The sequence below is a fragment of the Rahnella laticis genome (assembly GCF_015644585.1).
Classification (GTDB): Bacteria; Pseudomonadota; Gammaproteobacteria; order Enterobacterales; family Enterobacteriaceae; genus Rahnella; species Rahnella laticis.
Map to the genome: position 1 here is coordinate 62,570 of NZ_JADOBI010000005.1, position 15,223 is coordinate 77,792.

The following is a 15,223-nucleotide window of genomic DNA, read 5'->3' on the forward strand; positions in this document are numbered from 1 at the left end:
TATAAAAACCGCCGTATCAGCCTTAATACATAGCCCCGTCGCGAGTTCAGCGCGGGGCTTTTTTCTGGCATTAGCACTCTGGTTTACACGTCCTGGTAGACGCTTTCGCCGTGAATACTGCGGTACTCTTTGGGCGTCATCTCATAGCCTTTCCTGAATACCGAATAGAAATATTGCAGTGACGGATACCCGCACATTTGCGAGATTTCATTGATGGAAATCGACGTGGCGGCCAGCAGGTTGCGGGCACGGTCGAGCTTTTCTTCGTGGATCACGCCGTGAATCGTTTGCCCGGTTTCATCCTTAAAACGCTTCTCCAGGTTAGACCGTGACATGCCGATGGCGTCCAGAACCTGCTCGACTTTGATGCCTTTACAGGCGTGATAACGGATGTAATGCATCGCCTGAATCACCGCAGGGTCCCGCAAAGAGCGGAAGTCCGTTGAACGGCGTTCGACGACTTTGACCGGCGGAACCAGAATGCGCTGCAATGGCAGGTCGCGCTGATCCAGCAACTGATGCAGAAGCTTTGCCGCGCGATAGCCCATTTGCCGCGTGCCCTGCACCACGGAAGACAATGCCACGCGGGAGAGATAGCGGGTTAATTCCTCGTTATCGATTCCAATAACGCTGAGCTTTTCTGGCACGGGAATGTTCAGATGCTCGCAGACCTGCAATAAATGCCGGGCGCGGGCGTCGGTGACGGCGATAATGCCGGTTTGCTGCGGCAGCGTTTGTATCCAGTCCGCCAGCCGGTTTTGCGCGTGCTGCCAGTTCTCCGGTGCGGTTTCCATTCCCTGATAGACCACGCCCTGATACTGCTCGGCTGACACCAGTTTCCTGAAAGCGAATTCGCGCTCCTGCGCCCAGCGTTTTCCGCCCGCATCAGGCAAGCCGTAAAAGGCAAAACGGTTGATGCCCTTCTCTTTCAGGTGCATAAACGCGGCCTCGACCAGCGCGTGGTTATCGGTCGCGATATAGTGAACCGGCGGGTAATCCTCTTCCCGATGATAAGACCCGCCGACACCGACAATCGGCACGTTAAGATCTTCGAGCAGGGTTTCAATTTCCCGGTCATCAAAGTCTGCGATGACACCGTCGCCCAGCCAGTCTTTGATATTGTCGATACGGCAGCGGAAATCCTCTTCAATGAAGATATCCCAGTCGCTTTGCGAGGCCTGCAAATATTCGCCAACCCCCTCCACAACCTGACGGTCGTAAACTTTGTTCGCGTTAAATAACAGCGTGATCCGATAGCGTTTCTCAAACATGCCTGTTTCTCACCGATGATCAAATAGGCTAAAACCCTGTTCACATGCGCACATGAACAGGGCGGGTTACATAGGTCTGCTGGTCAATAGCACAACGCCGGTTCTGCGTGGCGTTGGCAATCAGAATATGTGAGGCTCCTCGGAGTTTTGTGAGTGACTGTCCGTAAACGTACGATTTACCGGCGGTGTTATGCGCGGCGCTTGGTGGCGGAATCCATCCACACCGCCAGCAGTAAAATCGCGCCTTTAACGATGTACTGCCAGAATGTCGGGACATCGAGCATGCTCATGCCGTTATCGAGCGACGCCATGATAAACGCGCCCATCACCGCACCGGCCACGCTGCCGACACCCCCGGCCAGGCTGGTGCCACCAATGACACAGGCCGCAATCGCATCAAGCTCAGCAATGTTACCTGCGGATGGCGAACCTGCGCCCAGACGTGAGCTGAGAATTAACCCGGCAATCGCCACCATCAGGCCGTTGATGGCAAACACCGCCAGCTTGCTGCGCTCGACGTTAACACCCGACAGTCTGGCGGCTTCGATGTTGCCGCCAATGGCATAAATACGGCGGCCAAAGGACGTGCGCGATGCCATGAACATTCCGCCGAGCATCAGCGCCACCAGAATCAGCACCGGCGTCGGTACACCGCGATAATCGTTGAGCAGATAAATCGCGCCCAGCGCAATAATTGCAGTCAGCGCCTGACGGGTGACGTGACTTTTCGCCGCCGTGACCGGCAGGCCGAGCGCTGCTCGCTGGTTACGGCGGCGCCACTGCCAGCCGATAAACAGCGCCAGAGCAACTGCGCCGATGCCAAAACCGAAGGAATCGGGCAGATAACTCTGGCCGATTAAGGACATCGCGGGCGTGGTCGGCGCGACGGTCGTCCCGCTGGTGATCCCAATCAGAATGCCGCGAAACGCCAGCATCCCGGCGAGTGTCACGATAAACGAAGGCACCTTGCGGTAAGCCACCCACCAGCCGTTCCATGCGCCCAGTAACAGACCCAGCGCCAGCGTGACGATAATGGTCACCGGTAACGGCCAGCCTAACCAGACGTCAAAAATGGCCGCCGCGCCTCCGAGCAGGCCCATCATCGAACCGACGGACAGATCGATTTCGGCAGAAATAATCACAAAGACCATGCCCACCGCCAAAATGCCGGTGATGGCGGTCTGGCGCAGCAGGTTGGAAATGTTACGCGCACTGATATACGCACCATCGGTTGTCAGGCTGAAAAAGACGATGATTACTGCGATGGCCGCCAGCATGACAAAAACCTGAAGGTTGATGTTCTTCAGCTTCGGTACAGACAAAGCACGGCCGTTTTCACCCTCGCCCGCCGCAGCGGATGGGTTTCCTGGTTGGGGAAATTTAGACATGAGCTTCACTCCTCAGGGCGGCTTCCATAACCTGTTCCTGACTTAAATTATTGTTATCCAGGCAGGCTTTTACCTGCCCGAGATGCATAACCACCACGCGGTCGCTGAGCCCCAGCACTTCGGGTAACTCGGAGGAAATGACGATAATCGCCATCCCCTGCGCCGCCAGCTGGCCGATCAGTTTGTAGATTTCATGTTTCGCCCCGACGTCGATGCCGCGCGTCGGCTCGTCGAGAATTAAGATTTTGGGTTTAAGCAACAGGCAGCGGGCCAGAATGGCTTTTTGCTGATTCCCCCCGCTGAGACGGCCAATCGCCAGCTCCGGAGAAGAGGTTTTAATCTTGAGCTGTCTGACCGATTCGCTGATAGTGTGCTGCTCCTGCGCTTCACGCAGCACGCCACCGCCGCTGAACTGATCTAACGCCGCCAGCGTGATATTGCTGCCCACTGCCATCACCGGCACAATGCCGTCGCGTTTGCGATCTTCCGGCACCATCGCCAGGCCACGGCGCATGGCGTCACGGCAACCGCTGATTTCCACTTTCTGGCCACCGAGCCAGATATCTCCGTTCCAGCGTCCCGGATACACGCCGAACAAACACTCCATCGTTTCTGTTCTTCCGGCCCCGACCAGCCCGGCCACGCCCAGCACCTCGCCTTTATGCAGGGTAAATCCGGCGTTATCGACGCGTTTGATGTGCCGGTTCACCGGATGCCAGGCCGTGAGATTTTCGACGCGCAGCACTTCCTCGCCAATCTGGTGTTCACGGGGAGGAAAAAGCTCGGTCAGCTCACGCCCGACCATCATCGAAATGATGTCTTTTTCCGACGTGCTGGCCGCCTCGCAGGTCGCAATGTGCCTGCCGTCGCGGATCACACACAGCTTGTCCGAAATGGCTTTCACCTCATTGAGCTTGTGTGAAATATAAATACAGGCGATATCGTGATGCCGCAGGTCGCGGATAATATCGAGCAGCACGGCAGTTTCGCTTTCGGTGAGCGACGCCGTCGGTTCATCGAGCACCAGCAAACGCACCTGTTTGTTCAACGCCTTAGCGATTTCCACCAGCTGACGCTGACCCAGGCCGAGTTCACCTACCGGCGTATGCGGGTCGATATCCAGCTTCACCTGCGCCAGCATGCGCTGGCAGCGCAAATACATATTGTCGGTATCGAGCATTCCGTAACGGCCCCACTCGTTACCCAGAAACATGTTTTCCAGCACGCTGAGTTGTTTCACCAGCGCCAGCTCCTGATGAATAATCGCAATCCCTTTTTGTTCGGTATCGCGTATCCCTTTTGCGGTCAGACGTTCCCCCGAGAAATAAATTTCCCCTTCATAGGTGCCGCCGGGATAAATACCGCATAACACTTTCATTAATGTGGATTTACCGGATCCGTTCTCTCCGCACAGTGATAACACTTCCCCGGCCGATAGCGTCAGGCTGATATTATCCACGGCTTTTACCGCGCCAAATTTCTTGGTGATATTACGCATATCCAGCAAGGCTGATTTTTCATATTTCTCTGGCATAGTATTTTATCCTGATAAAAACAACACGCCGCAAAGACGTGTTGTTTTCATAGAAAATATTGAAAAATTAAAGGTCGGATTTTTTATGGAATCCGTCAGCCACCACGGTACTTTCGATATTATTTTTATCGACCTGAATCGGTGTTAATAAATAAGAAGGGACTTCTTTTTTACCGTTATTTAACGTGGCGTTAGACTTTGGTGTTTCCCCCTTGCCTAACTGAACAGCAATTTCCGCCGCATCGTTGGCCAGTTTCGTGATGGGTTTATACACCGTCATGGTCTGTGTGCCGGCTTCGATACGTTTGATGGCGGCCAGATCCGCGTCCTGCCCGGAAATGGCGACTTTGCCCGCCAGACCCTGTGCGGATAAGGCCTGCACCGCACCGCCCGCCGTGGCATCGTTGGACGCCACAACCGCATCAATCTTGTTGTTATTGGCCGTCAGCGCGTTTTCCATGATCTTCAGCGCATTCTCCGGCAGCCAGCCGTCAGCCCACTGATCGCCGACCACTTTGATCTTTCCGTCTTTGATTAACGGGTTCAGCACTTTCATTTGCCCGGCGCGGAACAGCTTGGCGTTGTTATCCACCGGCGACCCGCCCATCAGGAAGTAATTGCCCTGCGGCACGCGGTCTACCAGGCTTTGCGCCTGAAGCTCACCCACTTTTTCGTTATCAAACGAGATATAAAAATCGATATCCGCGTTGTTGATCATGCGGTCGTAGGCCAGCACTTTGATGCCTTCACGCTTGGCTTCGGCTATCACGTTGCTCAGCACTTCGCCGTTATAGGGAATGATGACCAGCACATCGACGCCCCGGTTTATCATGTTCTCGATCTGCGCCATCTGTGTTTCTTCATTACCATTGGCAGACTGAACAAAAACATCCGCGCCCAGCGTTTTAGCTTTAGCCACAAAAATATCGCGGTCTTTTTGCCAGCGCTCTAAACGTAAGTCATCAATTGCCATACCAATTTTAATTTCTTTCGCGAGCCCTGACTGGCTGAACAATACTAAAGCGGCACAGGCAGAAAGAATTATTTTATTCATTTTCATCATGTCAGACCTTTTATAAGAATAAGAAGCGGCAGATACAGAGAAACTCGTACAGAAATGACACAAGGATTGTTGACGCTGGGTTATTAATCGGCAATTGCAGATTTTAATCACTGCGTTATGTTTTTTTGTTTATTCTCGGAATTATGATGGGGATCATGGTTTGATTGTAATAAGCACAACATAAGTGCAATTATTCTCGAGGCATCATGGAGAACGAATAAAAACGCTAAACAGAACGGCTTATTTATGCGATCTGACGCACACTTAATAATTCTATTAATTTGAGTGTGAAATAACGTAATTGTGAGAAACGCCATCAACTCCGAAGATAGAAGCTCAGCCTCCCAGTCCCGCTGGGCCCGTTTTCAAGGAGTTATTCAATGCACGCATATTTCGACAAGCTCGACGCCGTTCGCTACGAAGGTGCTAACAGCACTAACCCGCTGGCATTCCGTCATTACAACCCTGAAGAAGTGATCCTCGGCAAAACCATGGCTGAGCATCTGCGTTTTGCGGCGTGTTACTGGCACACATTCTGCTGGAATGGTAACGATATGTTCGGCGTGGGCGCTTTTGACCGCCCGTGGCAACAACCCGGTGATGCGCTGGAACTGGCAAAACGCAAAGCCGACGTGGCTTTCGAATTCTTCAAAAAACTGAACGTCCCTTACTACTGCTTCCACGATGTCGATGTCTCGCCGGAAGGCGCAACGGTCAAAGAATACATTAATAACTTCGCCATCATGACCGACGTTCTGGCGCAAAAGCAGGAATCGAGCGGCGTGAAACTGTTGTGGGGCACGGCAAACTGCTTCACCAACCCCCGCTACGGCGCAGGTGCGGCCACCAATCCCAATCCGGAAATCTACAGCTGGGCAGCCACACAGGTGGTTCACGCGATGAACGCCACCCAACAACTGGGCGGCGAAAACTATGTGTTGTGGGGTGGCCGTGAAGGTTACGAAACCCTGCTCAACACTGACCTGCGCCAGGAACGCGAACAGCTTGGCCGTTTCATGCAAATGGTCGTTGAACACAAACATAAAATCGGTTTCCAGGGCACGTTGCTTATCGAACCAAAACCGCAGGAACCCACCAAACATCAGTACGATTATGACGTGGCTTCTGTATACGGATTCCTGAAACAATTTGGTCTGGAAAAAGAGATCAAAGTGAATATCGAAGCTAACCACGCCACGCTGGCGGGCCACTCTTTCCATCATGAAATTGCCAATGCAATTGCGCTGGGGATCTTCGGTTCCGTGGATGCCAACCGTGGCGACCCGCAGTGCGGCTGGGATACCGACCAGTTCCCGAACAGCGTCGAAGAAAACGCGCTGGTGATGTATGAAATCATCAAAGCGGGCGGCTTCACCACCGGTGGCCTGAACTTCGATTCCAAAGTACGCCGTCAGAGCACCGACAAATATGACCTGTTCTACGGCCATATCGGCGGCATGGATACCATGGCGCTGGCGCTTAAAGTCGCTGCCCGTATGATTGAAAGTCGCGAGCTGGATAAACACGTCGCACAACGTTACGCGGGCTGGAATACCGAGTTCGGTCAGCAGATCCTGCAAGGTAAAATGTCGCTGGAATCCCTGAGCAACTACGCGCAGCAACATGCGTTAGCGCCGCAGCATCAGAGCGGCCAGCAGGAACGTCTGGAAAACCTGGTTAACCGTTATCTGTTTGGTTAATTTATCAGGATGGAAAACGCCCTGCGGCCCGAGGTTTGCAGGGCGTTGAACGTTCAGGAAACGGGTTAACCCATCAACCTTCTCCCGCGCGCCGTGGTGTCATCACCGCCCTGCGTGGAGCAGGAAAAAGGAAAATGTATGTATCTTGGTATAGATCTGGGCACCTCAGGCGTGAAAGCCATTTTACTCAGCGAAGAAGGTCAGGTTGTTGCCAGCCACAGTGAGGCGTTAACCCTTTCCCGTCCGCACCCGTTATGGTCTGAACAAAATCCTGCCGACTGGTGGGCCGCGACGGATAAAGCGGTGACTGCACTTGCCAAAAAACACGCGCTCAAAGATGTCAAAGCTCTCGGCCTGACCGGCCAGATGCACGGTGCCACGGTGCTTGATGCTCATCAGCAGGTTTTACGTCCGGCGATTTTATGGAACGATGGCCGCAGCTTCAGCCAGTGCGAAACGCTGGAAAAAACCGTCCCCGATTCACGCCAGATCACCGGCAACCTGATGATGCCGGGTTTTACCGCGCCGAAGTTGCTTTGGCTGCGTGAGAATGAACCTGAATTATTTGCGAAAATCGATAAGGTCTTATTACCCAAAGATTATCTGCGCTGGCTGATGACCGGCGTTTTCGCCAGCGATATGTCAGACGCGGCGGGCACAATGTGGCTGGACGTCGCAAAACGCGACTGGAGCGAAACGTTGCTGGCCGCCACCGGCCTCACGCGTGAGCACATGCCCGCGCTGTTTGAAGGCAATCAGATCACCGGCCACTTGTTACCGGAACTCGCCTCACGCTGGAAAATGGATTCCGTACCGGTGATTGCTGGCGGTGGCGATAATGCAGCGGGCGCGGTGGGCGTCGGGCTGTATAAAACCGGGCAAGCCATGCTTTCGCTGGGCACATCCGGCGTTTACTTCGCGGTCAGCGACGGTTTTCTCAGTAATCCGCAGCAGGCCGTCCACAGTTTCTGCCATGCCCTGCCCGATACCTGGCACCTGATGTCCGTGATGCTCAGCGCCGCGTCCTGTCTGGACTGGGCAGCAAAACTCACCGGCACCGCCTCCGTGGGGGAACTCATCAGCCTCGCCGAAAAAACTCCCCATGCCGCTTCCCCGGTCTGGTTCCTGCCGTATCTTTCCGGTGAACGCACACCGCACAACAATCCGAATGCCAAAGGCACGCTGTTTGGCCTGACGCATGAGCACGGCCCGGCGGATATCGCCCGCGCCGTACTGGAAGGCGTCGGCTTTGCGCTGGCCGACGGCATGGATGTGCTTCACGCCACCGGCCTGAAACCGCACAGCATTACCCTGATTGGCGGCGGCGCACGCAGCCCTTACTGGCGGCAGATGCTGGCAGACATCAGCGGTGAAACGCTGGAATACCGTACCGGCGGAGATGTCGGCCCGGCACTTGGGGCCGCGAGACTGGCGCAGATCGCCGTGAATGCCCGCAGACCGCTGGCAGATTTTTTACCACCGTTACCGCTGGAGCAGGTTCATGAGCCGGACATGATGAAGCACACAGAATACCTCGCGCGACGCGAAGTCTTCAGGGAGTTATATGTGAGGCTCGAGGGGCTGATGTGATTTCCGATTAGCCATCGGGGGCTCTGACCGAGAATATTTCGGTTTTTCAATTGTAGTGATCACTCAGCGGCTCGCGCCGAAACCGACCAAAGAGGCCCTGGACGGGGCCTCTTTGGAATCTCCGCGTCTTTCTAACTGCGCGCTATCGCTCGCTGGCTATTTTCCAGCGGCTCCGGCTATTGCCGCGAAAACTTGCCGCTGCGCGGTTCCTTCGTTTCGGTCTTCGAGCCCACGGTCTCGAAACACTCACTCAGCAAGCTTTCTGAATGCGGCCAATGGCTATGTAATTCAGCAAGCTTTCTGAAAGCGGCCACTGGCTTTTTTACCCTACTACAGTGGTTTGGTTTGCTCCTCCTCCTGCGAAGGGGGAGGTTGGGAGGGGGTTTAGCAGACAACTGAGCCGCTACAACCCACACCCCATCCCGGCATTCCCCTCGTGAGAGGGGAAGGAGCAGACCAAAATTAGTGAGGTTGTGAACTAAAAAGCCTCTGGCCGCTTTCAAAAATCACGCTGAAAGGAGAGGTGGAAAACCGCGTATTTTTTCGCGCGGTTTGTAATCAGACTGGAAGGAACCGCGCAGCGGCGGGATTTTGCGGCAATAGCCGGAGCCGCTGGAAAATAGCCAGCGAGCGGTAGCGCGCAGTTAAAAAGCGCGGGTGTCCAGAGGGCGCGCGCGTTAACGCGCCCTTTGGGCCAGTTTGGGCGGCGAGCCCAAGGTCTTGGGCTTGATTTTGAATTTAAAACCAAAATTTGAAATCAAAAATCCCTACGGGTAGACCCCCTTAAACACGGTTTTCCTCCGTGGCCCTGTCATGATCTCCTCCAGCGCCTCAACGCATTTGAGATAATGTGGTGTTTTCTTGTGCGCAAGCACCGCTTCGTTATCCCGGTAGGCTTCGTAGATGAAGAACTTTGTCGGTTCGTGTTCATCCTGCAACACGTCAAACCGCAGGTTGCCCTCTTCTTTTACCGCGCCCAGATGATTGGCGTGGAATACTTCGAGGAACTCGTCAATTTTGTCCGGCTTCACATTAATCTCAACCAGCGTCACTTCCATGATTTACCCCTTTTCACTCAGGAACAGCTCGTAGGCATGCGCCACGCTGGCGTTTTCATGCACCACCGCTTTGACCGCGTGCAGCATGGCGACCGGCGATTCAGACTGGAAGATGTTGCGGCCCATATCCACACCCGATGCACCCTGATCGATGGCCTGATAGCACATTTCCAGTGCCTCGCGTTCCGGCAGTTTCTTGCCTCCGGCAATCACAATCGGTACCGGACAACCAGCGGCGATGCGTTCGAAACCGCTATCCACGTAGTAAGTTTTGATGATGTTCGCGCCCATTTCTGCCGCAATGCGCGTTGCCAGCGAGAAATAACGCTGGTCGCGCGCCATGTCTTTGCCGACGCCGGTCACCGCCATCGTCGGCATGCCGTAACGCATCCCCTGATCCACCAGCTGAATGATGTTCTTGATCGACTGATGTTCATGTTCGCTGCCGATGTAAACCTGCGCGGCCATCGCGGCAACGTTCAGGCGCAGCGCGTCTTCGATGGCGACGGCCACCGTTTCGTTGGAAAGCTCAGTCAGGATCGAATTGCCGCCAGAGGCGCGCATCACGATCGGTTTATTGATGGCGGCGGGTACCACGCTGCGCAGCACGCCGCGGGTACACATCAGCACGTCGGTATGTGGGAACAGCGGCGCAATGTTGATGTCGATACGCTCAAGGCCGGTGGTCGGCCCCTGAAAATAACCGTGGTCAAACGCCAGCATGACGGTCCGGCCGGAATCCGGATTAAAAATCCGCGCCAGCCGCGACTGCATTCCCCAGTCGAGCTGTCCGCTGCCCTTGAGGAAAAACGCATGGTTATCCTGCGGCGTACCGATGCCGAAGTTTTTACCGTCTCTGATATCGTCCAAATCTGCCATTTCAGTATCTCCTTAGCTGCAAACCGTTATCGTCAGAAATCGTATTTCGCAATGTTGTCTTTGGTGAAGACCACGCGTTCCGGCAGCAACACGATGCCGTTGCCTTTGGCCTCATACTGGTAGCCCTGCACGCTGTTCGGCACCACTTCCACCGCCCCGACGCCCGGCACATCCAGCTTGTCACCCACGTTGAGTTCGCCTTTTTTCAGTAACTGATCGGCGACGTAAACCGAAATTTTGCCCTGGCTGACCACGTCCCACAGGCCGAACTGTTTCACCGTGCCGCGCTCAACGTAAGGGCGCATAACATTTGGCGTGCTGAAACCAACGATGGCCACATTGGTGCGTTTGAGGTTTTCTGCCGCCTGCGCGGCGGCCGGTAATGCATTGGCATCCGGCGCAATAATGGCGTCCAGATCGCCGTAAGATTTGAGGATCCCTTCAGCGGTTTGCAGTGATTTAGTGGCGTCGTTATAGCCATACTGCGTGGTCACCACTTCCCAGCCCGGATGCTCTTTGGCGATTTTGGCTTTCGCCTCTTTCACCCACTGGTTCTGGTCGGTGACCGTCGGGCTGGAGTAGAAGAACGCCACTTTGGCTTTTTCTTTGGTGACCTGGCTGGAGGTCATATCGACCAGCATTGAGCCGAGCTGTTGCGGTGTGCCCTGATTGATGTAAATCGAGCGGCATTCCGGTTTGGTGTCGGAATCCCAGGTCAGCACTTTGACGCCACGCTGCATGGCGCGTTTGAGCGCCGGGCACAGGCCGTCCGGAGAAACCGCCGCCACCACAATGGCGTTGTAGCCCTGATTGACGAAGTTATTGATCATCTGCACCTGACCGGACACGCTCGGTTCGGTCGGGCCGTCGTAAGTCACATCCACGCCCAGCGCTTTGCCCGCCGCCGTTGCGCCATTACCGCCGCTGGTGAAATAGCCGACACCCACCAGTTTCGGGATAAACGCGATACGTTCGGCGGCCTGCGCGCTCAGGCACGCAAGGCTCACAGCGCTGGCAATCAGCATGGTTTTCAGCATTTTTGTTTTCATCTTGCACCCCGGTTCATTTGGTGGATAAAGAAGGAGAAGACGCAGACCCGCGCTGGCGATAACGCTGGAAAACACTGCGGATAAGACCACGGTTAAGGCTGGCAGAACGGCCAATCACCACCAGAATCAGCAGCGCACCCGAAAGCGCGCTGGATACCTGGCTGGATACGCCGACCATCTGTAAACCCTGCTGTAAGTACCCGATCAGCAGCGTCGCCAGCGCCGTGCCGAGAATTGAACCTGAACCGCCGTAAATATTGGCTCCGCCTAACACCACGGCGGTGATCGCGGGCATCAGCAAGGAGACGCCGAGATCAGAGCGCGCGGAACCGAAATAGGAGGTCATGATGATCGCCGCCACCGCCGACGCCAGCCCGGTCATGCCGTATAACGCAAACGCCGTGCGGCTGACCGGCAACGCGCCGTAACGCGCCACGCGGGCATTCTGGCCGATCAGAAAAACGTTGCGGCCGGTGCGGCTGCGGTGCATCAGCAGCCAGAAAAACAGCGTGGCGAGCAGGAAAATCAGCAGAGGCATCGGCAGGCCGAAAATCACCTGATTCGCAAAATTCGTAAACGCCTCCGGGAAGTTACCGATGCCTTCAAAACCGGTCGCGCCCGCCAGCCCGGAAAGCAACAATGCGCTGCCGCCAAACAGGTACAGCGTGCCGAGGGTAATCACCAGCGGATTGACGCCGGTATAGAGAATGAGTGCCGCATTGAGCAGGCCGCAGGCCAGACCGAGCGCCAGCGTCAGAATGATGGCGAACGCCAGCGGAACCCCCACCTGACACAACACGCCCAGCGCGATGGCACACAATCCGATGGTCGAACCGAACGAAATATCAATACCCCCGCTGACAATCACCAGCGTTAGCGGCAGCGCCACAATGCCGATGGTGATGAAGTCACTGGTGCTGAACAGCAGCGTACTGGCATCCAGCATGCGCGGGTTTGCGATGCCGAACAGCGCAATTTCAACGATCAGCAGCGCCAGCAATGCCGCTTCCCAGCCGTAGTTGCGTAAGGAATTCATCACATCACCCCGCTTTTTTTACCGGTGCTTAACCGGCGTGTGAGATTTTTCGGCTGCGGGCTTTTATGTCCGGCAGATTTCTTCTGCACCGGCGGGCTGGCGGCCAGAAAACGGGCATATTTCTGACGGCGCAGGTTTTTCTGCAACGCCTGCCGCAACCGTCCGTCGAGTACCAGAACGCCGAGCAATACCAGTCCGGCGATGAAGTCGTTCCACCACGCAGGGAGGCGCAGCAACACCAGAACGCTGTCGATTTGCGTCAGGAAACACGCGCCCAGCACCGCGCCAAGCAGGGAACCGGTGCCGCCGAGCAGGCTGATCCCGCCCAGCACGCAGGCCGCGATGGCTTTCATCTCCAGCCCGCTGCCGGTCTGGTTAGGCACGAAACCGATTTGTGAGGCAAAAACTATTCCGGCAATGGCAGCCATCACGCCGTTGATGCCAAACGCGAGAATGCGCACCCGGTTCACCGCCACGCCGAGCTGGCGTGCGCCCTGTAAGTTATCGCCCACCGCGTAAAAGCTGCGGCCAAACGCCGTCCGGCTGAGCACCCAGAACATCGCCACCAGCAGAACAATCACCAGCCAGCCGAGCGCGGAGATGTTAAGAAACACCGGAGCCGACAGGGATTTCAGCCCGGCGGGTAAGCCTTCAATCCATTTGCCGCCGGTCATGAGCAACATCAGGCCGCGGTATAAACCGAGCGTCCCCAGGGTGGCGACAATCGCCGGAATGCGCAGCCAGGCGACCAGCACGCCGTTGAACAATCCCGCCAGCAAACCGGTGCCGAGTGTCAGTAAGCATGCCAGCGTCAGGTCAACGCCGCTGTTGAGCAAAACGCCGAGTGTTACCGCGCAAAGGCCGGTGATGGAACCGACCGAGACGTCAATGTTGCGCGTCAGCATGACCAGCGTCGCGCCCATCGCCAGCAGCATCAGGATCTGCGCGCTGCCGAAAATCATGCTCAGCGTCTGGAAGCTGAACGACTGGCTGTCCATCACGCCGAGCAGCGCAAACAGCGCAATAATCGCCATCAGCGCGGTCAGTTCGCGGTTGTTTTGGATCCGCTTCAGCATGAGGTTCCTCCGGTATTGGCCGTCTGGGGATGATTGCCAAAAGCAATGTGCATGATGTTGTTGACGTTGATTTCACTGCCCTGCAATTCGCCACTCATTTCGCCCTGATGCATGACGAAAACGCGGTCGGCCAGCCCTTCTATTTCGTCCAGATCCGATGAAATCAGAATGACCGCGACGTTCTGTTCCACGACGTTTCGCAGCAGCTGATAGATGTCGGCGCGGGCGGCAACATCTACGCCGCGCGTCGGTTCATCGACAATCAGCACTGCCGGTTGCGCTTCCAGACATTTGGCAATGAGCAGTTTTTGCTGATTCCCGCCGGAGAGCGTGCGCGCCGTTTGTGCGCCGTCGCGGTATTTAATGCCCAGCGCACGGTGATAACGCTCCAGTACCGCCGCCTCACGTTTGATATTCAGCCACCAGCTTTGCCGGTTAAACGTCAGCGACGTGGTGTTCCAGCTCAGCGGCGCATCGAGGTATAAGCCGGACGCCTGCCGGTCTTCCGGCAGATAGACCAGCCCCTTTTTCAGGCGTTGCACGGTGTTCAGCGCGCTGATGTCTTGCTGCATCAGAAGCACCTGACCACTTTGGGCATCACGCAGGCCGTACAGCGTTTCCGCCAGTTCGGTGCGCCCTGCGCCCACAACACCTGCCAGCCCGACGATTTCCCCGGCGCGGGCGCTAAATGAAATATTGATAAACCCTTCACCCGTGAGGTTCAGCACCTGTAAAGCCGGCTCGCGCCCCACCCGGTTTCCTGCCGGCGCGTGGCGACGCGGTCCGGGTAAATCCAGCCACAGTTTTTGTTCCGCCGGTAAGGCGGCGTCCTGCGTGTGCGGCGTGATGGCACGAATTAAGGCGTCGTTATCCAGCTCTGTGAGCGTCCCGCTCAGGGCAATTTTTCCGTCGCGCATAACGCTGACGCGGTCACTGATGGCGCGGATCTCAGGCAGTTTGTGCGAGATAAACACCACGCCCACGCCGCCCGCCGTCAGATGACGAACCTGAGTGAATAAGCGGGCGGATTCCGCCGGTGTCAGCGAGGCCGTCGGTTCATCGAGGATCAGCAGACGGGCGTCGCGCATCAGGCCGCGGAGGATTTCCACCAGTTGCTGATCGGCGACTTCTAATGTGCCCGCCAGTGCGCCGAGCGGCAGATTGCAGCCCAGCTCCGTCAGGGTTTTTTGCAGCTTTTTCTCGCTGTTCTGGTGCGCCGGTAAACGGAAGAGGATGTTTTCGCGCACGGTCAGGCTGGGAAATAGCATCGGTTCCTGCGGCACCAGATAAATTCCGGCCTGATGCGCTTTCGCAGGCGAGCGTGCCAGCAGCGGTTCACCGTTTAACAGCATCCTGCCGCAGTCTGCGGTTTCAACACCGGCAATGATTTTCATCAGCGTGGATTTCCCCGCGCCATTGCCGCCGAGCAGCGCATGCACTTCGCCGCGTTGCAGGCTGAAATCGATATCTTTCAGCACCGCCACGCCGGAAAAGCTTTTACTGACACCGCTCACTTCCAGCAGTGGCGCGGCAGATATCGGGGAATGTGCTGAATGCTCGCTGTGTTGCATACATCAAC

Annotated in this window: 12 protein-coding genes; 2 read left to right on the forward strand and 10 right to left on the reverse strand. The window is 56.0% G+C overall.

Annotation, left to right across the window (positions count from 1 at the left end; translation table 11 throughout):
- Positions 1 to 83 precede the first annotated feature (83 nt).
- The 4 genes from xylR to xylF all read right to left on the reverse strand — a co-directional run bounded on the left by xylR (position 84) and on the right by xylF (position 5,253).
- Complete coding sequence (gene xylR / locus IV433_RS12210; protein ID WP_152326936.1) at positions 84 to 1,271, reverse strand: D-xylose utilization transcriptional activator XylR; 1,188 nt, start codon at positions 1,269 to 1,271, stop codon at positions 84 to 86.
- A 188-nt stretch (positions 1,272 to 1,459) separates the two neighbouring features.
- Positions 1,460 to 2,659 carry a xylose ABC transporter permease XylH gene (gene xylH / locus IV433_RS12215; protein WP_229893360.1) on the reverse strand — a complete coding sequence of 400 codons (1,200 nt, stop codon included), beginning with the start codon at positions 2,657 to 2,659 and terminating at the stop codon, positions 1,460 to 1,462.
- Positions 2,652 to 4,193: a xylose ABC transporter ATP-binding protein gene (locus IV433_RS12220; RefSeq protein WP_195814622.1), complete on the reverse strand. Its 1,542-nt coding sequence runs from the start codon at positions 4,191 to 4,193 to the stop codon at positions 2,652 to 2,654. The genes xylH and IV433_RS12220 overlap by 8 nt, the downstream gene beginning before the upstream one ends.
- 67 nt (positions 4,194 to 4,260) lie before the next feature.
- Positions 4,261 to 5,253: a D-xylose ABC transporter substrate-binding protein gene (gene xylF, locus IV433_RS12225; RefSeq protein ID WP_195814693.1), complete on the reverse strand. Its 993-nt coding sequence runs from the start codon at positions 5,251 to 5,253 to the stop codon at positions 4,261 to 4,263.
- Between the two features lie 383 nt (positions 5,254 to 5,636).
- Between xylF and xylA the strand changes: the two genes are divergently transcribed.
- Together xylA and xylB are read left to right on the forward strand one after the other, a co-directional pair.
- The gene (xylA, locus tag IV433_RS12230; protein WP_195814621.1) at positions 5,637 to 6,956 is read left to right on the forward strand and encodes a xylose isomerase; all 1,320 of its coding nucleotides are present in this window, start codon (positions 5,637 to 5,639) and stop codon (positions 6,954 to 6,956) included.
- 138 nt (positions 6,957 to 7,094) lie between these two features.
- Positions 7,095 to 8,546, forward strand: a complete 1,452-nt coding sequence (xylB, locus tag IV433_RS12235) for a xylulokinase (protein ID WP_195814620.1) — start codon at positions 7,095 to 7,097, stop codon at positions 8,544 to 8,546.
- Between the two features lie 767 nt (positions 8,547 to 9,313).
- Here the strand turns inward: xylB and lsrG are convergent.
- From lsrG to lsrA, 6 genes are read right to left on the reverse strand one after another with little or no spacing between them, the layout of a single operon-like run.
- Positions 9,314 to 9,604, reverse strand: coding sequence for a (4S)-4-hydroxy-5-phosphonooxypentane-2,3-dione isomerase (lsrG, locus tag IV433_RS12240; protein WP_195814619.1), 291 nt, complete (start codon positions 9,602 to 9,604; stop codon positions 9,314 to 9,316).
- Positions 9,605 to 9,607: 3 nt separating this feature from the next.
- Positions 9,608 to 10,483 (reverse strand): 3-hydroxy-5-phosphonooxypentane-2,4-dione thiolase, encoded by an 876-nt coding sequence (gene lsrF / locus IV433_RS12245; RefSeq protein WP_152326930.1) that lies wholly within the window; start codon positions 10,481 to 10,483, stop codon positions 9,608 to 9,610.
- A 32-nt stretch (positions 10,484 to 10,515) separates the two neighbouring features.
- Complete coding sequence (gene lsrB, locus IV433_RS12250) at positions 10,516 to 11,520, reverse strand: autoinducer 2 ABC transporter substrate-binding protein LsrB (RefSeq protein ID WP_370530262.1); 1,005 nt, start codon at positions 11,518 to 11,520, stop codon at positions 10,516 to 10,518.
- 25 nt (positions 11,521 to 11,545) lie between these two features.
- Positions 11,546 to 12,568: an autoinducer 2 ABC transporter permease LsrD gene (gene lsrD, locus IV433_RS12255; RefSeq protein WP_195814617.1), complete on the reverse strand. Its 1,023-nt coding sequence runs from the start codon at positions 12,566 to 12,568 to the stop codon at positions 11,546 to 11,548.
- On the reverse strand, positions 12,568 to 13,644 hold the full coding sequence (gene lsrC, locus IV433_RS12260) for an autoinducer 2 ABC transporter permease LsrC (RefSeq protein ID WP_195814616.1): 1,077 nt from the start codon (positions 13,642 to 13,644) through the stop codon (positions 12,568 to 12,570). The genes lsrD and lsrC overlap by 1 nt, the downstream gene beginning before the upstream one ends.
- Positions 13,638 to 15,215, reverse strand: a complete 1,578-nt coding sequence (gene lsrA, locus IV433_RS12265) for an autoinducer 2 ABC transporter ATP-binding protein LsrA (protein WP_195814615.1) — start codon at positions 15,213 to 15,215, stop codon at positions 13,638 to 13,640. The genes lsrC and lsrA overlap by 7 nt, the downstream gene beginning before the upstream one ends.
- Between the last annotated feature and the right edge of the window lie 8 nt (positions 15,216 to 15,223).

Excerpts from the sequence above, each read along its gene's own strand:
- xylR (WP_152326936.1), bottom strand. The coding sequence starts at position 1,271 with ATGTTTGAGAAACGCTATCGGATCACGCTGTTATTTAACGCGAACAAA.
- xylH (WP_229893360.1), bottom strand. The coding sequence starts at position 2,659 with ATGTCTAAATTTCCCCAACCAGGAAACCCATCCGCTGCGGCGGGCGAG.
- IV433_RS12220 (WP_195814622.1), bottom strand. The coding sequence starts at position 4,193 with ATGCCAGAGAAATATGAAAAATCAGCCTTGCTGGATATGCGTAATATC.
- xylF (WP_195814693.1), bottom strand. The coding sequence starts at position 5,253 with ATGAAAATGAATAAAATAATTCTTTCTGCCTGTGCCGCTTTAGTATTG.
- xylA (WP_195814621.1), top strand. The coding sequence starts at position 5,637 with ATGCACGCATATTTCGACAAGCTCGACGCCGTTCGCTACGAAGGTGCT.
- xylB (WP_195814620.1), top strand. The coding sequence starts at position 7,095 with ATGTATCTTGGTATAGATCTGGGCACCTCAGGCGTGAAAGCCATTTTA.
- lsrG (WP_195814619.1), bottom strand. The coding sequence starts at position 9,604 with ATGGAAGTGACGCTGGTTGAGATTAATGTGAAGCCGGACAAAATTGAC.
- lsrF (WP_152326930.1), bottom strand. The coding sequence starts at position 10,483 with ATGGCAGATTTGGACGATATCAGAGACGGTAAAAACTTCGGCATCGGT.
- lsrB (WP_370530262.1), bottom strand. The coding sequence starts at position 11,520 with ATGCTGAAAACCATGCTGATTGCCAGCGCTGTGAGCCTTGCGTGCCTG.
- lsrD (WP_195814617.1), bottom strand. The coding sequence starts at position 12,568 with ATGAATTCCTTACGCAACTACGGCTGGGAAGCGGCATTGCTGGCGCTG.
- lsrC (WP_195814616.1), bottom strand. The coding sequence starts at position 13,644 with ATGCTGAAGCGGATCCAAAACAACCGCGAACTGACCGCGCTGATGGCG.
- lsrA (WP_195814615.1), bottom strand. The coding sequence starts at position 15,215 with ATGCAACACAGCGAGCATTCAGCACATTCCCCGATATCTGCCGCGCCA.